This window comes from Rathayibacter sp. AY1C2 (assembly GCF_002931195.1).
Classification (GTDB): Bacteria; Actinomycetota; Actinomycetes; order Actinomycetales; family Microbacteriaceae; genus Rathayibacter.
On sequence record NZ_PSWG01000001.1, the window covers coordinates 224,772 to 246,297 of the forward strand.

The window sequence follows — 21,526 nt, forward strand, 5'->3', positions numbered from 1 at the left end:
CCTCCGTCGTGACGATCGTCGTCGTCGCCGCCGTCGTCCTCTTCGCCCTGGTCGTCCTCTTCCGAGCGGTCCGCATCATCCCCCAGGCCACCGCCGGGGTCGTGGAGCGCCTCGGCAAGTACCACAAGACCCTGCTGCCGGGCCTCAATCTCGTCGTGCCGTTCATCGACCGGGTCCGCCCGCTGATCGACCTGCGCGAGCAGGTCGTCTCGTTCCCGCCCCAGCCCGTGATCACGGAGGACAACCTCGTCGTCTCCATCGACACGGTCGTCTACTTCCAGGTGACGGACGCCCGCGCGGCGACCTACGAGATCGCCAACTACCTCGGCGCGGTCGAGCAGCTGACCACCACCACGCTCCGCAACGTCGTCGGCGGCCTGAACCTCGAGGAGGCGCTGACCTCCCGCGACAACATCAACGGGCAGCTGCGCATCGTCCTCGACGAGGCCACCGGCAAGTGGGGCATCCGCGTCGGACGCGTGGAGCTCAAGGCCATCGACCCGCCCCTCTCCATCCAGGACTCCATGGAGAAGCAGATGCGCGCCGAGCGCGACCGTCGAGCCGTGATCCTCACCGCCGAGGGCACCAAGCAGTCCCAGATCCTGAACGCCGAGGGTCAGCGCCAGGCCGCGATCCTCGCTGCGGAGGGCCAGGCGAAGGCGGCGGTCCTGCGGGCCGAGGGTGAGGCCAAGGCGATCACCACCGTCTTCCACGCCATCCACGAGGGCCGCCCCGACAGCGAGCTCCTCGCCTACCAGTACCTCCAGACACTCCCCAAGATCGCCGAGGGCAGCGCGAACAAGCTCTGGGTCATCCCGAGCGAGCTCACCGAGGCGCTGAAGGGCATCGGAGGCGCGCTCGGCCAGCGCGGCCAGTCCGCCCCGGCGGTCCGCCCGCAGGACGCGGCACCCCCGTCGGCGCCTGCGGCTTCCGCGCCTGCCGCATCCGGGTCCGTCGGCTCCACGCCTGTCGTGCCCGGATCCGACACGTTCGCCCCCGTGGCGCCCGCGACGACCGACGGAGCCCTCGGCTCGGCGCCCACTCCCCCGCCGCCGGCCGTCTAGCCACGGACCCGGTCCGCGATGCGCACCCCTGAGCGACCCCTCGCCCTGAGCGGGCCGACCCCCCGGGTGATCGCGCATCGCGGGTTCGGCCCGCAGGCCGAGGGCAACACGCTCGCCGCCTTCGAGCGCGCCCTCGCCGCGGGTGCGGACCTCCTCGAGACGGACGCGCGCGCCTCCCTCGACGGGGTCGCCGTGCTCGTCCACGACGCCGAGGTGATCGACCGCTCCGGCCGCCGCCACGTCGTCGCCGCCACCCGGTGGGAGGAGCTCGCCGACCTCCGACTGGCGGGCGGCGCCCGGCTCGCCTCTCTCGAGCAGGCCCTCGCCGCACTCCCCCGCGCGCGCTTCAACATCGACGTGAAGTCGCGGGACGCGATCGACCCGGTCGTCGCGGCGGTGTCCGGCGCCGCCGCCGCGGAGCGCGTCCTGATCACCTCGTTCTCCGAGATCCGTCGAGCAGCGGCCCTCCGCCGTCTTCCCGGCGCCGCGACCTCGGCGTCGGCGGTCCGCTTCGTCGTCGCCCTGGTCGCCGCCCACCTCGGCGCCGCCCTCCCCGTGCGTCTCGCTCTCCGCGGCATCGACGCGCTCCAGGTGCCCGAGCGCGCGCTCGGCCTCCGCGTCGCCGAGCCGCGGATCCTCGCCCGGCTGCGGGTGACCGGCTGCGAGATCCACCTCTGGACCATCGACGATCCGGAGCGGATGGAGCAGCTCCTCGCGCTCGGGATCGACGGGCTCGTGACCGACCGCACCGACCTCGCCCGAGCGGCCGTCGACGCCTTCCTCAGCGCCCGTCAGCCACGCCCTCAGGAACCGCGGAATACGCCTCCGACCTGAGGATTCTCTGGCAATGGCAGGGACGGGAAGACCACCTCCAGGTACGACGTTGACACTGGGGAAGCACAGCGAGAGGAGACCACACAATGGCAGATCGAAGCCTGCGAGGAATGCGGCTCGGATCCCAGAGCCTGCAGAGCGAAGAAGGCGTCGTCTTCTCCCCGCGATCGACGTACGAGTACCACTGCGCGAACTGCGGCCACGACACCGACATGGTGTTCTCGGCCGATGCGGAAGCGCCGGAGACCTGGGAGTGCCGCTCCTGCGGTCACGAGGCCACTCTGATGGTGGACTCGAAGCCGGTCGTCGTGGACAAGGGCGAGCAGAAGGCTCCGCGCACCCACTGGGACATGCTGCTCGAGCGCCGGACCCGCGCGGAGCTGGAGGAGCTGCTCGAGGAGCGGCTCGCCTATCTGCGCGCCAGGCGCGGCGAGCACAAGATCGGCGCGTAGCGCCGGTCAGCGGGAACGGCGTCGCGGCTCGCGCGTCCTGAGGACGAACGAGACCATGCCGATGAGACCGGCGGCCAGGAAGTACCAGCCGAGGTCTCGCGCCCACACCAGAGCCGGGGTCGTGGTGGAGCTGAGGGGGACCTCGTCCACCATGGCACCCGGCTCGAACCATGTCAGGGAGTCGATCGTCGCGCCGTCCGGCCCGATGATCGCACTCGTCCCGACGGTCGAGATGTTGACCACGCTGCGCCCGGTCTCGATGGCCCGCAGGCGAGCGATGGCGAGCTGCTGGACGCTCTCGTCCGTCCGGCCGAAGTCGGCGTTGTTGGTCTGCCCGAGGATGACCTGGGCTCCCCCGTCGACCATCGCGTTCGTCAGCGCGTCGTCCGAGATGTCGAAGCAGATCGCGATGCCTGCGAGGACGCCGTTCACGTCGAAGACGTTGGGACGGGTGCCGATCGAGTAGTCCCGGCTCACCAGGTCGACCAGGTCCGGAGCGAACATCCGCCAGAACGCGCGGTCCGGCATGTACTCGGCGAACGGGACGGGATGCACCTTGTCGTAGACCTGCGTCGCCCCCTCCCCCGCCTTCCAGAGCAGCGAGCTGTTGTAGAAGACGTCGTCCGAGGGGTTCGTGATCGTGCCCACGACGAACGGCGCGTCCATCGTCCGGCTGAGGTAGTCGAGGACGGCGGCCGACTGGGCGTTCCGGGTCGGATCGATGTCGACGCCGTTCTCGGGCCACACCACCATGTCGACGTCCTGGTCGAGGATCGGCAGCGTCGCCGAGGTGTGGTCCTCGAGGATCTGCCCACGGTAGCTCTGCGAGAACAGGCCCGCATCGGAGTCGCCCTGGACGGCGGCGATCCGGGTCGTGCCCTCCGTGGGTGCCGGCCAGGCGGGGAACACCAGCGCCACAATCGCGAAGCCGGCGAGAGCGCTGACGCGAGAGGAGGCCGGGACGGACATCTCGCGGACGGCCTGCGCGAGCACGGCCGCGAGGAACGCCACCACGAAGCCGAGGCCGGCGAAGCCGATCCACGCCGCGAGACCGGCGAGCGGGCCGAGGGACTGCGAGATCGCGAGGCGGCCCCAGGCGAAACCGCCGTAGGGCCAGACGCTGGTGATCGACTCGCGCCCGATCCAGAGCGCCGCCAGGAGGGCGGGGAGGCCGACCATCCGGCCGAGCGGTCCCGTCCAGGCGCGGTGGCCGCGCGTGGAGACGACCGCCATCAGCCCCGCGGAGACCGCGAAGAAGATCGCCTGCAGGCCGGCGAGGGCCGCCCACGGGACCGGGCCGAGGTAGAGGGTCAGCCACTCGATGTGGACGCCCCAGAAGACCGCTCCGCCGACGAGGCCGACGAGGGCCCCGCTCCAGAAGCCGCGCCCCGCCAGCGCGAACAGGATCGCCGCGGCGCCCACGATCGCCAGCGGCCAGACATCGGAGTCGGGGAAGCCGCGGTCGAGCACGGCGCCGCCGAGGGCGGCGAGGGGCAGCGCCACCCACAGCGGAACGGTCCGCCCGTCGGGCGGAGGAGCGACCGGCGTCATGCGACGGTCGAGTACGCGACGATGCCGCGGCGGACCAGGTCGAGGGCGGTCCGGGCAGCGCGGCCGACCTTGCCCTCGGCGACGACGGAGAGCTGATCGAGGAGGTCGATGGTCTGCTTCGCCCAGCGCACGAAGTCGCCGGCGGCCATGTCGGACTCGCGGAGCACCATGTCGAGCGGCATGCCCTTGGCCCACATGTTCATCGACAGCGCCAGGCTCGTCGAGATCGGATTGCTGCCCGGCAGGCGGTGCTCCCGCTCGACGTCGTCGAGCCGGGCCCACAGCAGCTGGGTCCTCTCCAGCGCCTCGGGGAACGCGCCGCGGGGCAGGAACTGCTCGCCGAGCGTCCCCTCCTCGCGTCGAGGCTCGAAGACCAGGCAGCACGCCATCGCCGCGAGGCCGGCCGGATCGAGCTCCGTCCACGCCTGCTTCCGGAGGCACTCGGCGACGAGCAGGTCCCGCTCCCCGTAGATCCGGCGGAGCGTGCGACCGTTAGGCGTCAGCGAGAGCTCGCCGACCTCGTCCCGGCGGAAGTAGCCGAGCTCGAGCAGCACGTCCGTGATGTGGTCGAAGATGCGGGCGACGGCGCCGGTGCGCGAGCGGATCTGGCGCTCGATCTCGTCGGTCTCGCGGCGCAGCTTCCACCAGCGCTCGGCCCAGCGCGCGTGCTGCTCGCGGTCGGAGCAGGCGTGGCACGGGTGCGCCTTCATCCGGCGCCGCAGGCTCGTGAGCTGTCCCTGGCGCTTCTCGCGCTCGGCGTGGGACGCGGACTCGCCGCGCACCGCGCCCCGGCGCTCGAGGTCGCCGATCTCGCGGCGGATCGCCGCGTACTGCTCGAAGTCGCCCAGGTGGCACTGCATCGCCGTGACGTAGCCCGCCATCGACTCCTCCTGCTGGCGGACCCGGCGGGCGAGATCGACGACGGACCGGTCGGCCTGGAACTGCGCGAACGACGACTCGAGGATCTCGCGCGTGCGCACCCGCCCGAACTGCTCGATCAGGTTCGCGGCCATGTTGTAGCTGGGGCGGAAGCTGGAGTTGAGCGGGTAGGTCCGCCGGGAGGCGAGGGACGCGACCGCCTGGGGGTCCATCCCGCCGCGCCACTGGATCACCGAGTGGCCCTCCACGTCGATGCCGCGACGGCCCGCCCGGCCGGTGAGCTGGGTGTACTCCCCCGGTGTGATCGGGACGCGCGCCTCGCCGTTGAACTTCTCGAGCTTCTCGAGGACGACCGTGCGGGCGGGCATGTTGATGCCGAGCGCGAGCGTCTCGGTCGCGAAGACCACGCGCACGAGCCGGCGCAGGAACAGCTCCTCCACGACCTCCTTGAAGGCGGGGAGCATCCCGGCGTGGTGGGCGGCGACGCCCCGCTGGAGTCCGTCGAGCCACTCCCAGTAGCCGAGCACTGCGAGGTCCTCGTCGCGGATCGTCCGGCACCGCTCCTCGACGATCGCGCGGATCTCGTCGCGCTCGTGGCGCTCGGTGAGGCGCACGCCCGACCGCAGCACCTGGCGCACGGCCTGGTCGCAGCCCGCACGGCTGAAGACGAAGAAGATCGCGGGGAGGAGGTTCTTGCCGCGGAGGATCTCGACGACCTCCGAGCGCAGCACGAGCTCCTCGGTGCGCTGCTCCGGGTAGCGGCCGCGACCGCCTCGGCCGTTGCGGCCGCCCCGGCCGCCGCGCTCGACCCGGGAGCCGCCCTGGGCCATGCGGGCGAGCTCGGGGTTCACCCGGTTCGTCGCCGCCCGTCCGGAGGAGTCGAAGAGGTCGACCAGCTTGCCGCCCACCAGGACGTGCTGGTCGAGCGGGACGGGGCGCTCCTCGGAGACGATGACCTCGGTCTCGCCCCGGACGGTCTGGAGCCAGTCGCCGAACTCCTCGGCGTTCGACACGGTCGCGCTGAGGGAGACAAGCCGCACGCGCTGCGGGAGGTGGATGATGACCTCCTCCCAGACGGCGCCGCGGAAGCGGTCGGCGAGGTAGTGCACCTCGTCCATCACGACGTAGGCGAGGTCGCGCAGGAGGTCCGAGTCGGCGTACAGCATGTTGCGCAGCACCTCGGTCGTCATCACGACGATGCGGGCGCGCGCGTTGACGTTGGAGTCGCCGGTCAGCAGGCCGACCTCGGAGGCTCCGTAGTCCTCGACGAACTCCTGGAACTTCTGGTTGCTCAGCGCCTTCATCGGCGTCGTGTAGAAGACCTTGGCCGTCGGGTCCTGCATGGCCAGGTGGATCGCGAACTCGGCCACCGCGGTCTTGCCGGCACCGGTGGGCGCGGCGACGAGGACGCTGTGGCCGTCGTCGAGCGCGCTGCAGGCCTCGTACTGGAAGGGGTCGAGGTCGAACGCGAGGGTCGAGCGGAACGCCTCGACCCTCGCGTGGCCCTGGCGCGTCCGGAACGCGGCGAACCGCTCGGCGGGAGACGGTTCGGTCACGCGGGCAGGTCGGAGGGGCTGCCGTCGAACACCAGCTGGCGCTTGGCGGCGCGCCGGTCGTGCAGGATCGCGATCCCGCAGGCGAGGAAGAACAGGAAGATGATCGGGATGGCCAGGAGGAACATCGAGATCGGGTCGGCCGCGGGGGTCGCGATCGCCGTGAAGAGCACGATCGCCATGATCGCGATGCGCCACGACTTGAGGATCAGCATGCCGGGGAGGATGCCGAGGAAGTTGAGGAGCACCAGGAAGACGGGCAGCACGAAGGCGATGCCGACGACCAGCACGAGCTTGAGAACGAACTCGTAGTAGATCTTGGCGTCGAGGAAGCTCGCCGCGTTGCTGCCGGTGAAGCTCGTCAGGAGCTCCACGATGTGCGGGAACACGAACCAGCCGGCGGCGCAGCCCGCGAAGAACAGCGGGATGGCGGTGAGGATGAAGCCGAGGCCGTACCGCATCTCCTTGCGGGTCAGGCCCGGGACGAGGAACGCCCAGATCTGGTAGAGCCAGACCGGGCTCGCCAGGACGATGCCCACCGTGATGGCGATCTGCAGCCGCAGGTCGAAGGCACCGGCGATCGTCGGGAAGTTGAGGATCGCCTCCTTGCCCTGGGTGGAGGCCACCTCGGAGATCGGAGCCTTGAGGGCCTCGAAGACCCACTCCGAGACGAACCACCCCGCGACACACGCGATGACGATCGCGATCGCCGACTTGAAGAGCCTGTTGCGAAGCTCGACGAGGTGCGCCCCGAGCGACATGCGCCCGTCGGGGTTCTTCGTCCGCTTCGTCCGTGGCTTCTTCGGTGCCACGGACGTCATTACTTGAGCGGGGACTCGGGCGGCGTGGTGGTGCCGGTGCCGGTGGTCGAGCCGGTGGATCCGGCGACGGTGCCGGTGGTCCCCTCGGTCGACTCACGGCGCTCGGTGCCGTCCTCGTCCTTCATGGTCTTGACCTCGCTCTTGAAGATCCGCATCGACTGCCCGACACTGCGGGCCAGCTGCGGGAGCTTGGGCGCACCGAACAGGAGGAGGATCACGGCGAGGATGATGAGGAGGTGCCACCCCTGGAGGCCAGCGAACATTGCAGACTCACTTCACTTGTCGGTTGCGGTGTACGAGGAGCTTACCCCGTTCGACCCGTCCTGACCGGCGGAGATCGATCCTGTCGCGACGTGCGTCACGTCGGCCCTCGTGCGCACGCCTCACGTCGTCGCGATCGGCGAACAGCGACGAGGGAGGACGGGGCGGCAGGTCGTCCGTCACTCCTGGACTCAGTGTCTCGAGTTTCGCGGTGACCTCGGACAGCTGTCCGAGGAGCACCTTCCCCTTGCGCCAGTAGGAGAGGGCGAAGAGGACCAGCATCGCCAGAGCGCCCAGCGCGAGGCCGAGCCAGATCAGGATCCACGACCACCAGGTCACGACGGCTCCCCCTCGTTCGCGGCGAGCGCGGAGGCCGCCCAGTGCGCGACCGCGGTGCGCGCCTCGGGGGGTGCCACCACGGTGACGAGACCCGCCAACGACGCCACCAGGCGCGTCAGTCCCTCCAGATGGGCGACGCGGAGACGGACGAGGACACCGTGGTCCTCCTCCCCCGGCACGGGATCGGGGAACTCGGCGTCGGCCGCGTAGTCGCCCAGCAGCACGACGGCGCTGGGGGCGACGCGCAGGTCCACGACGAGATCGGAGGCGGAGGCCTCGAAGAGCCGTTCCGAGAGGGTCACCTCGTTGCGGCGCCGGACGATCGGCGTCCCCGTGTCGCGGAGGGAGCGCATCCTGTCGACGCGGAACGTCCTGACGCCCTCGCGGAGGTGGTCCCATCCGCGCAGGTACCAGTCCCGGTCGACCGATTCGAGCACGAAGGGGTCGACGAGCCGGGACTCGGTCTCGCCGCGGGCGCTGCGGTAGTCGAAAGCGACCTGCGTCGCCGAGCCCATCGCTGTCCGCAGGAGCGCCACAGCGCTGTCCGCGCCCGTGCCGCGCGAGACCGCGACCGCGCTCGGGGCCGAGGAGGCGCCGCGCGCGAGCTTCCCCATGAGCGAGGCGATCCGGTCGTTGCCCTGGTTCTCGGGCAGCGCTGCGAGGTACTGCATGCCGGCGATGAGCGCGGCGGCCTCCCGCGCCGAGAACCTCGGCGAGTCGTCGATCGCGACCTGGTGGGTGAGGACGACGTGGTCGTTCTCCTCGAAGTCGTCCCAGCCGATGTCGAAGAGGTCGTTCGCCTGGTACTGCGCGGTCTCGCCGGGGATGCCCGAGACGGCGATGAGGCGCACCGCGCGGCGCACCTCCTCCTCCGGGATCTCGAAGTGCGCGGCGACCTCGGCGACGGAGACGCGACCCCGGTCGAGCAGATAGGGAACGAGGGAGAGGAGGACGGCCAGGCGGTCGCGCGCCTGCAGGGAGCGGGGTCTAGCCACAAGAATCCCCTCCATGGTCGTCGAGGGTGCGGCGGAGGCGGTCGAGGACGCGGCGGCGGAGCTCCTCCGGCTCGAGCACCCGCACCTCGGGACCGTGACCGGCGAGCTCGTCCGCGAGCACGTCCGGGTCGGTGTAGTGCAGGCGCAGCAGGCCCTGGCCCTCGCCCTCGGCCTCGGCACGCCCGCCGAGACGGAGGGAGGCGTCGGAGTCGGGGGCGACGCGCAGGAGCGCGCTGTTGCGCTGCAGGATCTCGTCGAGCTGGGCGAGAGCGGTCGCCGCGTGGTCCCCCTCCGCGGGAGGCGCGGTGCGTCCGGTGGACGCGACCGGCCCGACGATCCGCGACAGGAGGAAGGTCCGCGTGCCCTCGGCGCCCTCGTCCCAGCCGTGGAGGTGCCAGCGCCCCTGGTGGTTCACCAGGGCGCGGGGCTGCACGGTGCGCACGCGCGGCTCCTCACCGCCGGGCTTCAGATAGGGGAAGCGGACGACCTGGCCGCGGTCGAGCGCGGCGTTGAGCGGCTCGAACGAGGCCTCGCGGACCCGGATCGAGGGGCTGATGCCGATGACGGGGTCGACGGACTCGACCCCGATCGAGCGCAGCTTGATCAGCGCGCGCCGCGACTCCGCCGAGAGCGTCCCCTCGCGCCAGACCGCCCCGGCCAGGCGGAGCAGCGCGAGCTCCTCCGGGTCGAAGGTCAGGTCGGCCGGGAGGTCGTAGCTGCGCTTCGCGATGCGGTACCGGACGGTCTGGGTGTTGCCCGGGTCGCCCGGGGCGTCGACCGTCTCGATCGGGATGCCCAGCTCGCGCAGGTCGTCCTTGTCGCGCTCGAACTGGCGCTCGAGCGAGGTCCGGTCGCCCCTACCCACTCGCTGCCGGTAGCCCTGCACCGTGGAGAGGACGTCGGCCTTCGTCAGTCCGTTCTCGGCCGCGACGAGCGCGAGCACGAGGTTGAACAGACGCTCCTCGGCCGGGACGCGGCTCGAGGACGGGGCGTCGGAAGGCACGCCCTCCAGTCTAGGGCCGGGCCCGGTCAGACCTTTCCGAGGATGTCGGCGACGAAGATCAGCGTCGCGCCGCCGGGGATCCCGCCCTGAGGGGAGCCCTGGTCGCCGTAGCCCTGGTCCGGCGGGATGACCGCGATGACCTGGGATCCGACGGGCTGGCCGATGAGGGCGTCGGCGAATCCGGCGATGACTCCGCCCTGGGTGGTCGAGCCGTCGGCGGCCGTGAAGACGGCGGGAGCGCCCTTCTCCCAGCTGGAGTCGAACACCTTCCCGTCGCTCCACTGCCAGCCGGTGTAGGCCACGACGACCTGGTCGCCCTCGGCGACGACGTCGCCGTCGCCCTTCTTGAGCTGGGCGATGCGGAGGTCGGTCGGCGCGTCGCCGGAGGGCTTCGCGAGCCCCGGGCGTCCGTCATCGCCGAGCGTCACCGTCGGGAAGCCGTCGGGCGCGGGCTGGGCGTCGCCGTTCGCGCGGGCCAGCGAGGCCTCGCGGACGTCCGCGACGAGCACGAGCGTGTCGTCCTCCGAGATGCCGAGCTGCGACGAGGACTGGCCGAAGCCGTCCTCGGGGGCGATCGCGATGGCGACGCGCGAGCCGACCTGCGTGCAGAGGAGGCCCTCGTTCAGGCCGACGAGCCCGGCTCCGCCGACGCCGAAGCGGGCGGTGCTCGACCCGTCGTAGGGCGAGGTCTCGAGGACCGTGCCGTCCGCTCCGTTGACCAGGGTGTAGTCGATGGTGACGAGCTGGCCCTTCTCGAGCGGTGCGCCCGAGCCCTCGATGAGGGTGCTGACCTGCGTGCCGTCCGCCTTCAGCGGCGTCGGGACGCTGACGTCCGGCTTCGCTCCGAAGTCGCCCGTGGCGCTGACCGCCGCCGAGGAGTCGCCGGAGGAGAACGGAGCGTCGCAGTCCGCCTGCGAGGAGGACGCGGTGCATCCGGTGAGAGCGGCGACGATGCCGATGCCGGCGATGAGCGCGGTGGTCCTGCGCACGGGTCCTCGATTCGAGAGAAGGGGAGCGGTGACGCCCGGGGTGGAGACGGCCCGGAGGCCGGGAACAGCTTAGAGGATGCCCTCGTCGTCGGGCTCCGCGGTCTCCTCGCCGAACCCGCGGGCCCGGGAGAGCTCGGCGCTGGTGGCGGACTCGCGGACCCGCTTGCGCAGGCTCTTGGGGCTCACGGCGCGCTCGCCGAGCGCGCCGGGGGTCCAGGCCTCCACGTCCTCGTCGCTGAAGTCCGTCTTCGACGGGCGCCGCTTGAGCTCGGGGAGCACGGTGTCCGGAGCGAGCCGGCGGGCGGTGATGAGGAAGCCGGTGTGGCCGATCATCCGGTGGTCCGGCCGGACCGCGAGGCCCTCGACGTGCCAGCCGCGGACCATGGTCTCGTTCGACGACGGGTTCGTGAACAGGCCCGAGGCGCGGATCGCCTCCGCCGTCCGCGAGAGCTGCGTGACGGTGGCCACGTAGCAGAGGAGCACTCCCCCGGGCGTGAGTGCCTCGGCGGCGACGTCGAGGCACTCCCAGGGCGCGAGCATGTCGAGCACGACGCGGTCGGCCTCGCCGGACGGGACCGTGCCGGGCAGCGCCTCGACGAGGTCGCCGACGGTGACGCTCCAGTTGTCGGGCGTGTAGCCGAGGAAGGTCTCGATGTTCGCCCGTGCGACATCCGCGAACTCCTCGCGCCGCTCGAACGACGACAGCCGGCCGGTCGGACCGACCGCCCGCAGCAGCCAGAGCGAGAGCGCACCGGAGCCGACACCGGCCTCGACCACGCGGGCGCCGGGGAAGACGTCGGCGAGGGCGAGGATCTGGGCCGCGTCCTTCGGGTACACGATCGCCGCGCCGCGGGGCATCGACATCACGAAGTCGGCGAGGAGGGGGCGCAGCGCGAGGTGCTCGACGCCGACGGTGTTGGTCACCACCGAGCCGTCGGGCAGCCCGATCACCGTGTCGTGCTCGATGCCGCCCCGGTGCGTGTGGAACACCTTGCCGGGAACGAGCGTGATGGTGTTCATCCGCCCCTTGGGTCCCGTCAGCTGGACGCGGTCTCCCGCGCGGAAGGGTCCGGAATGCTGCAGTGCCTCACCGGTCATCGGCGGGCCTCCGTCTCGGTCGTGGCCGGGCCGGAGCCGCGGTGCTCGGAGGACACCGTCGCGAGGTCCGCGACGGTGCGGCCCGCGAGAGTGGGCCAGAGGGCATAGGGAGCGGCGGGATCCAGCTCCAGCTGGTGCGGGACGCCGATCGCCGCGGCTCCGGAGGCGACGGCCGCGCCGAGGCCCGTGAGGGAGTCCTCGATCGCGACGCATGCGGTGATGTCGACACCGAGGGTGCTCGCGGCGAGGAGGTACGCCTCGGGGTGGGGCTTGCTGCGCTCGACCATGTCGCCGCTGACGACGGCGGCGAAGGCGGGGAACGGGATCCGGTCCACGACGGCCGCGGCCATCCGCGAGATCGACATCGTGACCAGCGCCTGCGGCACTCCCGCCTCGGACACCGCGCGCAGCAGCTCGAGCGCGCCCGGTCGCCACGGGATGCTCACGGCCAGCTGGTCGACGACCTCGTCGGTCATCCGGTCGATGATCGCGTCGACGGAGAGGTCGACGCCCTTGCCCTGCAGGATGCGGGCGGCGGCGGGCAGGCCCGAGCCGACGAGTCCCATCGCGTCCTCGTGGGTCCACACTCCGCCGAAGGAGGAGACGAGCGCGTGCTCCGACGCCATCCAGTACGGCTCGGTGTCGACGAGCGTCCCGTCCATGTCCCAGAGGACGGCGGCGGGGGCGGACGCTCCTCCGAGCGGCTCGGAGGACAGCGGCCGGGCGGAGGTCTCGGGAGTCACGAGCGACCATGGTACCGGCAGGGCCGCGCCCCTCCCCGGCCGCGGGCCGAGAGCGAACAGCGCGGCCGATCCCGCCGGACGGGACGGCCGGGGCCGGGGGCGGTCCTATCCTGGACGGAGGGACAGGCGCGGTGTGCGCTCCCCGCACATCGAGCCGAACGCGGAGATCCTGCCTATGAACGTGATCACGGGGAACGTCCTGGTCGTGGCCTTCGAGGGCTGGAACGACGCCGGGGACGCCGCCAGCGGCGCGCTGCGGCTGGTCAAGGACGCCGGGGAGTACGTGCCCCTCTTCGCCGTCGACGCCGAGCAGTACTACGACTTCCAGTACACCCGCCCCATGCTCTCGATCGGAGAGGACGGCCGCCGCAGCCTCGCCTGGCCCGGCACCCAGATCTTCGGCCCGGCCGACACCTCGGTCGACGCCGAGAGCGCGCTGTACCTCATGATCGGCACCGAGCCCTCGCGCAGCTGGAAGAGCTTCGCCGCCGAGGTCGTCGACGCCATGCTCGCGATCGACATCTCCGCCGTCGTCTTCCTCGGCGCGATGCTCGCCGACGTCCCGCACACCCGGCCGATCTCGATCTTCGCCTCGAGCGAGAACGCGGAGCTGCGGAGCTCGTTCGAGCTCGAGCGCTCCAGCTACGAGGGGCCGGTCGGCATCCTCAGCGTGATCGGCGAGGCCGCGCAGAAGGTCGGCATCCCCGCCGTCTCGATCTGGGCCTCCGTCCCGCACTACGTGCACAACGCGCCCTCGCCCAAGGCGATGCTGGCGCTGCTCGAGAAGCTCGAGGAGGTCGTCGGCCTGGCGATCCCCCGCGGCGACCTCGTCGAGGAGGCGGAGGAGTGGGAGCGCGGCATCGACGCCCTCGCCGCCGAGGACGAGGAGATGGCGTCGTACATCGCCCAGCTCGAGCAGGCGCGCGACACCGTCGACTCGCCCGAGGCGAGCGGCGAGGCGATCGCCCAGGAGTTCGAGCGCTACCTGCGCCGGCGCGGCGACGGCCGCTCCGGCGAGGAGCCCTGGCGGCCGTAGCCTCCGCCGGCGCCCGCTCGTCCGAGACGGTCGTCGATCACTGGACTGTTCCCGACCGATGACACTCCGGGCCGCTCTGACGGGACTCGAGCCGTTCGGGACTCGAGCCGTCCGGGACTCGAGCCTGACGGGGTTCAGGCCGGGCGCACCCCGAGCAGGGCGTCGACCGCGTCGCGCAGGAGCGACGGGTCGTCCACGCCCTCGGTCAGTGCGGCGTCGACGACGGCGAGGGCGGCCGGAGTGCCGAGGTCGTCGGCCAGCGCCTCGCGCAGCTGCGCCAGCACCTCGAGCGCCGAGCGCGGTCCGACGGCGGCGAGGGCCGACTCCCAGCGCGCCAGGCGCGCCTCGGCCGACGGCAGGTCCTCGGGCAGCCACTCCCAGTCGGAGCGGTAGTGGTGCGCGAGGAGCGCGAGGCGGATCGCCCGCGGGTCCGCGCCCTCGCTCCGCAGACGGGAGACCAGCACCAGGTTCCCGAGCGACTTGCTCATCTTCTCGCCCTGGTAGGCGACCATCCCGGCGTGAGCGTAGGCGCGGGCCAGAGGACGGCCGGACAGCGAAGCGGCGTGGCCTGCGCTGAACTCGTGGTGCGGGAAGACCAGGTCGCTGCCGCCGCCCTGCAGGGTGAACTCGGGTCCGAGCCGGTCGAGGGCGATCACCGAGCACTCGATGTGCCAGCCCGGACGGCCGCGGCCGACCTCGGCGTCCCAGGCGGGCTCGCCGGCGCGCTCGGCCCGCCAGAGCAGCGGATCGAGGGGGTCGCGCTTGCCGGCGCGCTCCGGGTCGCCCCCGCGCAGCGCCGAGAAGCGGGCCATCGACTCCGCGTCGAGCCGGCTCTCGCTGCCCAGGTGCCAGACGGCGCTCTCGGCCGCGGCGATGTCGTAGTAGAGGTCGCTCGCGCCCTCCTCCGCCGCGTCCGGAGCAGCGACGCGGTAGGCGACGCCGTCGCGCTCCAGGCGGGCGACCGCCTCCGCGATGGGATCCACGGTCTCGGTGACTCCGACGTAGTGCTGCGGAGGCAGGACGCGCAGGGCGGCCATGTCGCCGCGGAACAGCTCGACCTGCTCCTCGGCGAGGTCGCGCCAGTCGACACCGGTGGCCGTCGCACGCTCGAGCAGCGGGTCGTCGACGTCGGTCACGTTCTGGGCGTACTCGACCGTGTAGCCCGCGTCGAGCCAGACACGCTGGACCGTGTCGAAGGCGAGGTAGGTCGACGCGTGCCCCAGATGGGTGGCGTCGTAGGGCGTGATGCCGCAGACGTAGAGGCTCGCGACTCCGCTGGGCGCGTCGAGCTCGACGGGGCCCGCGGTCGCCGTGTCGTGCAGGCGCGGTGCGCTCCCCCGGCCGGGCAGGGCGGGGACGTCGGCGGCGGTCCAGGCGCGCATCTAGGCGGCGATCAGGCCGGTGGCGAGCGCGACCATCAGGACGACGCCGAGCACGATGCGGTACACGACGAACGGGAGGAAGCTGCGGCGGGAGATGTAGCTCATGAAGAACGCGATCACGACGAAGCCGACCACGAACGCGACGATGGTCGCCACGAGGGTCTCGAGCCCGCCGACCTGGACCTGGTTCGGGAGCACGACCGGGTCGCTGATGCTCTTGTACAGCTGGTAGAGACCGCTGCCGAACACCGCGGGGATCGCGAGGAGGAAGGAGTAGCGCGCCGCCGCCTTGCGCTCGTACCCGAGGAAGAGGCCGGCGGTGATGGTGCCTCCCGAGCGCGAGACGCCGGGGATCAGGGCGAGCGCCTGCGCGCCTCCGAAGATCAGGCCGTCGCGGACGCCCAGGTCGCGCAGGCGGCGCTTCTTCGCGCCGACCGCGTCGGCGATGCCGAGCAGGATGCCGAAGAGGATGAGGGTGGTGGCCACCACCCACAGGGAGCGGAGGGTCGTCTCGATCGCGTCCTGGAAGACGAGGCCGAGGACGATGATCGGAAGGCTGCCCAGGATGATGAGCCAGCCCATGCGGGCGTCCGGGTCCGAGCGCGGGATCCGGCCGACGAGGGAGCGCGCCCAGTGCGACACGATCCGCACGATGTCGCGCCAGAAGTAGATGATGACGGCGGTCTCGGTGCCCAGCTGCGTGATCGCGGTGAACGCGGCTCCGGTGTCGCGGCCGCCGAGACCGGGCAGCAGCTCGCTGACGATCCGGAGGTGGGCGCTGGAGGAGATGGGGAGGAATTCGGTCAGACCCTGGACGAGTCCCAGGATCAGCGCGTCGAGCAGGCCCATGCGTCACTTTCGAGGAGGGCTGGGGCGTCGTCGGCCAGCAGTCGGTCGGGATCGGTCGGTGCTGACCCGGTCCGCGGCGCCGTCAGGAGCTCAGCAGGAGATCGGTCAGGACCTTCCTGCCAAACACTAGTGCGTCCAGTGGAACGCGCTCGTCGACCCCGTGGAACAGCGCCGGGAAGTCCAGGGTCGACGGCAGCTGGAGCGGCGCGAACCCGTATCCGGTGATGCCGAGCGTCGAGAGCGCCTTGTTGTCGGTGCCTCCGGAGAGCAGGTACGGGAGGACCTCGGCGCCCGGATCGAACCGGCGGATCGAGGCGGCCATGCTCTCGACGAGGGGGCCGGCGAAGGGCACCTCGAGTCCGATGTCGCGGTGCTGGACGAGGATCTCGACGTTCTCGCCCGCGAGGACCTTCAGGCGCTCGAGCACGGAATCCTCCTCGCCGGGGAGGACGCGCACGTCGATGGTGGCCTCCGCGGTGTCCGGGATGACGTTGGCCTTGTAGCCGGCCGACAGCATCGACGGATTGGCGGTGGTGCGCAGCGTCGCGGCGATGAAGCGCGAGGCGGTGCCGGTGGCGAGTGCCAGCTCCTCCGGAGTGCTGCGCTGGGGGTCGTGGCCGAGCAGGCGGGCGACCTCGTCGAGCAGCTCGCGCGTGGTGTCGGTGAGGCGCGTGGGCCACTCCTCGCTGCCGATGCGGGCGATCGCCTGCGCCAGCCGGGTGACGGCGTTCTCGGAGTTGATCTGCGAGCCGTGCCCCGCCGTGCCGTGCGCGCGGAGGGTCAGCCACATCAGCGCCTTCTCGCCCGTCTGCACGAGGTAGGCGCGCTTGCCGGCCAGCTCGATCGAGTAGCCGCCGACCTCGCTGATCGCCTCGGTCGCTCCGGCGAACAGCTCGGGCCTCTCACGGGCCAGGAATCCCGATCCCCGCACGCCGCCCGCCTCCTCGTCGGCGAAGAAGGCGATGACGAGGTCGCGGGAGGGGCGCCGCCCCTCGCGGAGGATGTCGCCGAGCGAGGCGAGGATCATCGCGTCCATGTTCTTCATGTCGACCGCGCCGCGGCCCCAGAGCATGCCGTCCTTGATCTCGCCGCCGAACGGGTCGACGCTCCAGTTGTCGGCGATGGCGGGCACCACGTCGAGGTGCCCGTGGACGACGAGGGCGCCGCGCTCGCGGTCCTCCCCGGCGACCCGCGCCACGACGCTCGTGCGTCCCGGGTCGGAGTCGATCAGCTCGGGCTCGAGGCCGAGGTCGCGCAGCTTCGCCGCGACGTACTCCGCGGCCGGGCGCTCCGGCTCCGCCTTCCCGTCGCCGTAGTTGCTGGTGTCGAAGCGGATGAGATCGCGCGCGATGAGCGCCGTCTCGTCGAGGGTGCTGTCGGTCACGGGCGCGCTGTCGATGCTGTCGGACATGCGGGCAACGGTACCGGCGCGGGCTCGACGGCGCGCGGAGGACGGTGGGCCGGGAGGTGGCGTGAGAGGCTCCGGAACCGTGCTAATGTCTTCTTCGGCCGCGGAAACGCAGGTCGAAGGAAACACTCGTCCGGGTGGCGGAAATGGCAGACGCGCTAGCTTGAGGTGCTAGTGCCCGTATAGGGCGTGGGGGTTCAAGTCCCCCCTCGGACACACTGATCGGAACCCCTCGTCTCTCCTCGGAGAGGCGGGGGGTTCCGTCGTTTCCGGCACCTCCCTCCTCGCGCCGGCGGGAGGGATGCTGTGGGCGGAGAGTGCAGACGCCCCGGCTCCTCACGAGGAGACGGGGCGGCTGCTGCATCGGACGGCGCTTCTGCAGCGGACGGGCGCTCCTGCACCGCAGGGCCCTCCCGCACGGACCGAGCCTCGGTGTCAGACGCCCACTGCTGCCGGCGACCAGCCGAGAGCCGGAGCGATCGATTCCACGACAGTGCGCAGGAGCCGCGCGTTGTACTCGACCCCGAGCTGGTTGGGAACGGTGAGCAGCAGCGTGTCCGCCTCCTGCACGGCGGCGTCCGCAGCGAGCTCGGCGGCGACGGCGTCCGGCTCGCCCGTGTAGCTGCGGCCGAAGCGGGCGCGGACGCCCTCGAGGGTGGCGACCTGGTCCTGCTCGCCGCGGCCGCCGAAGTACAGGCGGTCGAGATCGCTCGTGATCGGGAGGACGCTGCGCGAGACGGAGACGCGCGGGGTGCGCTCCCAGCCCGCCTCGCTCCACGCGGCGCGGTACTCGCGGATCTGGCGGGCCTGCAGCTCGTCGAAGGGCACGCCCTCCTCCTCCAGGAGCAGGGTCGACGACTGCAGGTTCATGCCCTGCTCGGCCGCCCAGCGCGCGGTCGCGAAGCTGCCGGCACCCCACCAGATCCGGTCCTCGAGGCCGGGCGAGCGCGGCTCGATCGAGAGCGGGAGCGACTGGCGCGTCATCGCAGGATCGGACTGCGCGACCGGCGCCCCGGCGAGCGCTTCCCGGAGGATCCGCACCTTCTGCCGGGCGAGGTCGGCGTCGGTCATCCCCTCCGGGGGGACGAAGCCGAACGCCTCGGACCCGCGCAGGGCCGTCTCGGGCGATCCCCGGCTGACCCCGAGCTCGAGCCGGCCGTCGGAGATCAGGTCGGTGGCGGCCGCCTCCTCCGCCATGTAGAGCGGGTTCTCGTAGCGCATGTCGATGACCCCGGTGCCGATCTCGATGCGGCGGGTGCGCGCGGCGATCGCCGCCAGCAGCGGGAACGGCGAGGCGAGCTGCGGCGCGAAGTGGTGCACGCGGACGTAGGCGCCGTCGATGCCGATCTCCTCCGCCGCCTCCGCGAGCTCGATCGTCTGGAGGAGGACGTCGCGAGCAGAGCGGGTCTGAGACCCGGGGACGGACTGGTAGTGGCCGAAGGAGAGGAAGCCGATGCGCGAGACCATGCCTGCCTCAGCGCCCGGGGGTCCCCCGCTATTCCCGGAGGGTGTGCACGGCGGTCGCCGAACCGCGACAGCGCTCCCGAGGAGTCCTCAATACACGTATGGTGGTCGCGTGCCCGCTGATCGGGGCGGAGAGGGGTCGTCGTGGAGCCGATGGTCGGTCGCCTCGGGGCGACTCTCGGGGTCGCCATGCAGACGATCAGCGGGTCGCAGGTGCAGGCATGCGCTCTCCGTCCGCAGCGGAACCGGTCGCCCGGTCGCGTCTCCGCGTCAGTGCGCCTCGAAGTCGGCGGAGACCGAGGCGGTGACCTCGATGTCCTCCGGCTTGAGGGCCAGCGGCTCCTCAGGAGAGGAGAACGCCTTGGCGCGGCTCATCATCGCCGAGCCGCCCTCGATGCGCGTGTGCGGCCGCAGTCCCGGCTCGAAGAGGGTCAGCACCCGCACCTCGGTCAGGCCGAGGGCCGCCGCATAGGCCTCGGCCCGCTCGCGCGCGTCGCGCACGGCAGCGGTGCGGACCTCGCGCTCGATGCCCGCCCGTCGCGCCGCCGTCACGTCCCAGTCGATCCCCGAGATCTGGATCCCCGGCACCTCCGAGATCGAGCCGACCCAGCGCCCGAGAGCCGCGAAGTCCCGGTACTTCACCCGGACCCCGGCGGCCGCGACATGGAACAGCTGCGTGACGTCCGAGTCCTTGATGTGCCGGCGGATCGAGGAGACCGAGATCTGATCGGAGGACCACCAGGTGGCGGCGCCGGACGCCTGCTCGGCGGCCGCCTCCTCACGGACCCGCGCGTGCAGGGCGGTGACCTCGGCGAGCGCCTGGGGCCGGGATCGCGACTCACGCCGGATCTCGAGGCGGACGGTGCCCCGCTCGGCGGGGTGGAAGTGCTGGGCGAGACCGGCGACGGTGATGGTGACCATGGCCCCATCGTGCCGTACGCACCCCGTCAGCTCCGAGCGGCGAGCATCTCCCGGATGCGGTCGGCGAGGGCCCGCTCCGTCGTCAGGTTGCTGACCAGCTGGGCTCGGTGCCCCCCGCAGGCGCCTGGGAGGGGATCTCCGGTGCTCGGGTCGACCCGGCCCAGCAGTGCCCGCTCCCCCTGGGCGATCGAGGCCTCGAGCAGGGCGAGCCGCCGCTCGAGCCGCTCGATCTCGAAGCTCTCGGGCGTGATGTCGGACTCGCGGAAGTGGCCGGCTGTGGAAGTGGGGACGCTCATCGATGATCCGTTCCGTCGGGGGCGCCCAGGAGCGGCGCCATCACCAGGAAGACACCGGAGAACGGCGATCATGATGCGAAGGCGCGAAATGCACTGAGAAGTGGCGCGCCACCGGCGGTCAGGAGCGGAAGACGGCCAGGTTCTCGTTCTCCACGATGGCGAGGGTTCGGACGAGGCGGGTGTAGCGCTCGACGAGCTCGCCCTCCCCCGCGCCCTGTCCCAGCAGGGCCGAGATGCTCTCGGCAGGGAAGAGGGAGACGATCTCCATCGCGACGGCCCGCGCGTGCTCAGAGGAGAGAGTGCGCGCGTACTCCAGAGCGCGGGTCAGCTGCGGCCTCTCCTCCCCCTCCGGACTCGCCGACGGCGCCGTCGTGGCGGCATGCCCGAGGACCGCCACGAAGACGCGAGCGATCTCGTCGACCCGGAGTGCGCGGACCAGGGTCAGCAGACGCGAGGAGACGCGGGAGACGCCGCGCGCGAGGAGCTCTCCGCTGAGGGCGCGCACCTCGATCACGTCGCCGCCGCCGAACTCGCCGGAGACGCGCTTGATGCCAGAGGCGAACAGGCTCGAGCCGGCTCCGATGCTCCGCTCGGCCTCGAGGTTGATCTCGACGCGGCCGCGGCCGGTGGCCACTCCGGAGATCCAGCGCTGCTCCACGGGCGGATGCGCGTGCACGGCGCGGACGAGGGTGCCCGGGCCCGGCCCTCCCAGGGCGCCCAGGATGACCTCGGGGGTGCGCGCCCCGGCGATCCTGGTCGAGACGCCGTTGTGCGCGGCGAGCTCGGCGGCCCGCAGCTTGGAGCGGATGCCCCCTCGGCCGGTGCCGCCCTTCTGCACGCCGATGCGGCGCAGCTCCGAGATGCCCAGCTCCTCGAGGTGCACGCCCTCGGCGATGCTGCCGGCGAAGACGCCGGGGACGTCGGTGAGCAGCAGCAGCAGGTCCGCGCCGAGGAGCATCGCCAATCCGCCGGCGACGCCGTCGTTGTCCGAGCCGGCGGAGTCGATCGTGTCGTTGCCGTTGACCACGGGCACGACTCCGGCGTCGAGGGCGTGGCGGATCGCCTCGGCGACGTGTGCCATCTGCCGGGGAGAGGCGAGGTCGGACTCGCCGATGAGGATCTGCGCGATCAGGGCGCCCGAGAGCTCGGCCACCGAGCGGTAGAAGCCCATCAGGACGGTCTGGCCCACCGCTGCCGCCAGGCGGGCGCTGATCGGCTCCTCCTGCGAGCGGGCGAAGAGCGCCCGACCCGAGGAGACGGCGCCGGAGGAGACCAGCACGACGTCCCAGCCCAGCGCGCGGGCGGCGAAGGCGCTCTCGAGCGCGCTGGCCAGGAGAACTGGATCCGGACCCGACTGCTTGGTGACCGAGCTGGACCCCATCTTGACCACGAGGGTCCTTCTGCGCGGCGCGGCCGGGGCGGTGGCGTCGGAGTCGGCGGGGTCGGGCAGGGCGTCGGACATGGCTCCCATGGTAGAGGCGCGGCAGGAGGCCCTCCCTCGCCGAGACCCGGTGGAGAACGCCCCCGGACGGGGATGTCGGAGGCGGATGCGAGACTGCCCGGGACGTCTGGAACCTCCTCCTCAGTG

The 21,526-nt window shown here is 72.0% G+C and carries 21 protein-coding genes and 1 tRNA gene; 5 read left to right on the forward strand and 17 right to left on the reverse strand.

The window, feature by feature from the left end; translation table 11 throughout:
• Positions 1 to 8 precede the first annotated feature (8 nt).
• From C5C55_RS01040 to C5C55_RS01050, 3 genes are all read left to right on the forward strand, one after another.
• Entirely contained in the window at positions 9 to 1,064 is a 1,056-nt protein-coding gene (locus C5C55_RS01040; RefSeq protein ID WP_374954227.1) for an SPFH domain-containing protein, read from the forward strand.
• 18 nt (positions 1,065 to 1,082) lie between these two features.
• Positions 1,083 to 1,898, forward strand: a complete 816-nt coding sequence (locus C5C55_RS01045) for a glycerophosphodiester phosphodiesterase family protein (protein WP_104232600.1) — start codon at positions 1,083 to 1,085, stop codon at positions 1,896 to 1,898.
• Between the two features lie 86 nt (positions 1,899 to 1,984).
• Positions 1,985 to 2,350, forward strand: a complete 366-nt coding sequence (locus C5C55_RS01050; RefSeq protein WP_068207052.1) for an RNA polymerase-binding protein RbpA — start codon at positions 1,985 to 1,987, stop codon at positions 2,348 to 2,350.
• 6 nt (positions 2,351 to 2,356) lie between these two features.
• On the opposite strand, the gene lnt is transcribed toward C5C55_RS01050, so the two are convergent.
• From lnt to C5C55_RS01100, 10 genes are all read right to left on the reverse strand, one after another.
• Positions 2,357 to 3,901 carry an apolipoprotein N-acyltransferase gene (lnt, locus tag C5C55_RS01055; protein WP_104232601.1) on the reverse strand — a complete coding sequence of 515 codons (1,545 nt, stop codon included), beginning with the start codon at positions 3,899 to 3,901 and terminating at the stop codon, positions 2,357 to 2,359.
• Positions 3,898 to 6,336, reverse strand: coding sequence for an RNA helicase (locus C5C55_RS01060; protein WP_104232602.1), 2,439 nt, complete (start codon positions 6,334 to 6,336; stop codon positions 3,898 to 3,900). Before C5C55_RS01060 ends, lnt begins: the two co-directional genes overlap by 4 nt.
• Positions 6,333 to 7,154: a twin-arginine translocase subunit TatC gene (gene tatC, locus C5C55_RS01065; protein WP_374952911.1), complete on the reverse strand. Its 822-nt coding sequence runs from the start codon at positions 7,152 to 7,154 to the stop codon at positions 6,333 to 6,335. The genes C5C55_RS01060 and tatC overlap by 4 nt, the downstream gene beginning before the upstream one ends.
• Complete coding sequence (gene tatA, locus C5C55_RS01070) at positions 7,154 to 7,417, reverse strand: Sec-independent protein translocase subunit TatA (protein ID WP_104232603.1); 264 nt, start codon at positions 7,415 to 7,417, stop codon at positions 7,154 to 7,156. The genes tatC and tatA overlap by 1 nt, the downstream gene beginning before the upstream one ends.
• A 7-nt stretch (positions 7,418 to 7,424) precedes the next feature.
• Positions 7,425 to 7,754 carry a hypothetical protein gene (locus C5C55_RS01075; RefSeq protein ID WP_104232604.1) on the reverse strand — a complete coding sequence of 110 codons (330 nt, stop codon included), beginning with the start codon at positions 7,752 to 7,754 and terminating at the stop codon, positions 7,425 to 7,427.
• Entirely contained in the window at positions 7,751 to 8,749 is a 999-nt protein-coding gene (locus C5C55_RS01080; RefSeq protein ID WP_104283651.1) for a YafY family protein, read from the reverse strand. The genes C5C55_RS01075 and C5C55_RS01080 overlap by 4 nt, the downstream gene beginning before the upstream one ends.
• On the reverse strand, positions 8,742 to 9,752 hold the full coding sequence (locus tag C5C55_RS01085; RefSeq protein ID WP_104232606.1) for a YafY family protein: 1,011 nt from the start codon (positions 9,750 to 9,752) through the stop codon (positions 8,742 to 8,744). The genes C5C55_RS01080 and C5C55_RS01085 overlap by 8 nt, the downstream gene beginning before the upstream one ends.
• A gap of 26 nt (positions 9,753 to 9,778) precedes the next feature.
• Positions 9,779 to 10,741, reverse strand: coding sequence for an FKBP-type peptidyl-prolyl cis-trans isomerase (locus C5C55_RS01090; protein ID WP_104232607.1), 963 nt, complete (start codon positions 10,739 to 10,741; stop codon positions 9,779 to 9,781).
• A 69-nt stretch (positions 10,742 to 10,810) separates the two neighbouring features.
• Complete coding sequence (locus tag C5C55_RS01095) at positions 10,811 to 11,839, reverse strand: tRNA (adenine-N1)-methyltransferase (protein ID WP_104222012.1); 1,029 nt, start codon at positions 11,837 to 11,839, stop codon at positions 10,811 to 10,813.
• Complete coding sequence (locus C5C55_RS01100) at positions 11,836 to 12,582, reverse strand: HAD family phosphatase (RefSeq protein WP_258072479.1); 747 nt, start codon at positions 12,580 to 12,582, stop codon at positions 11,836 to 11,838. Before C5C55_RS01100 ends, C5C55_RS01095 begins: the two co-directional genes overlap by 4 nt.
• Positions 12,583 to 12,757: 175 nt before the next feature.
• Here C5C55_RS01100 and C5C55_RS01105 point away from each other — a divergent pair, with 175 nt between their 5' ends.
• Complete coding sequence (locus C5C55_RS01105) at positions 12,758 to 13,618, forward strand: proteasome assembly chaperone family protein (RefSeq protein ID WP_104222142.1); 861 nt, start codon at positions 12,758 to 12,760, stop codon at positions 13,616 to 13,618.
• Positions 13,619 to 13,752: 134 nt separating this feature from the next.
• Here C5C55_RS01105 and mshC read toward each other — a convergent pair whose 3' ends face one another.
• The 3 genes from mshC to C5C55_RS01120 all read right to left on the reverse strand — a co-directional run bounded on the left by mshC (position 13,753) and on the right by C5C55_RS01120 (position 17,260).
• Positions 13,753 to 15,000: a cysteine--1-D-myo-inosityl 2-amino-2-deoxy-alpha-D-glucopyranoside ligase gene (gene mshC / locus C5C55_RS01110; protein ID WP_104222010.1), complete on the reverse strand. Its 1,248-nt coding sequence runs from the start codon at positions 14,998 to 15,000 to the stop codon at positions 13,753 to 13,755.
• A complete protein-coding gene (locus C5C55_RS01115) occupies positions 15,001 to 15,849 on the reverse strand; it encodes an undecaprenyl-diphosphate phosphatase (RefSeq protein WP_104222008.1) in 849 nt (282 codons plus the stop codon).
• Positions 15,850 to 15,931: 82 nt separating this feature from the next.
• On the reverse strand, positions 15,932 to 17,260 hold the full coding sequence (locus C5C55_RS01120) for a M20/M25/M40 family metallo-hydrolase (protein WP_181067716.1): 1,329 nt from the start codon (positions 17,258 to 17,260) through the stop codon (positions 15,932 to 15,934).
• Between the two features lie 128 nt (positions 17,261 to 17,388).
• On the opposite strand from C5C55_RS01120, the gene C5C55_RS01125 reads away from it, so the two are divergent.
• Positions 17,389 to 17,473: transfer RNA gene (locus C5C55_RS01125), tRNA-Leu, on the forward strand.
• Positions 17,474 to 17,692: 219 nt separating this feature from the next.
• On the opposite strand, the gene C5C55_RS01130 is transcribed toward C5C55_RS01125, so the two are convergent.
• The 4 genes from C5C55_RS01130 to proB all read right to left on the reverse strand — a co-directional run bounded on the left by C5C55_RS01130 (position 17,693) and on the right by proB (position 21,400).
• On the reverse strand, positions 17,693 to 18,724 hold the full coding sequence (locus C5C55_RS01130) for an LLM class flavin-dependent oxidoreductase (RefSeq protein WP_104232608.1): 1,032 nt from the start codon (positions 18,722 to 18,724) through the stop codon (positions 17,693 to 17,695).
• A 267-nt stretch (positions 18,725 to 18,991) separates the two neighbouring features.
• Complete coding sequence (locus tag C5C55_RS01135; protein WP_104232609.1) at positions 18,992 to 19,642, reverse strand: SIMPL domain-containing protein; 651 nt, start codon at positions 19,640 to 19,642, stop codon at positions 18,992 to 18,994.
• Between the two features lie 26 nt (positions 19,643 to 19,668).
• Positions 19,669 to 19,938: a hypothetical protein gene (locus C5C55_RS01140; protein ID WP_104222002.1), complete on the reverse strand. Its 270-nt coding sequence runs from the start codon at positions 19,936 to 19,938 to the stop codon at positions 19,669 to 19,671.
• A 118-nt stretch (positions 19,939 to 20,056) separates the two neighbouring features.
• Positions 20,057 to 21,400, reverse strand: a complete 1,344-nt coding sequence (gene proB / locus C5C55_RS01145; RefSeq protein WP_104222000.1) for a glutamate 5-kinase — start codon at positions 21,398 to 21,400, stop codon at positions 20,057 to 20,059.
• Positions 21,401 to 21,526 lie beyond the last annotated feature (126 nt).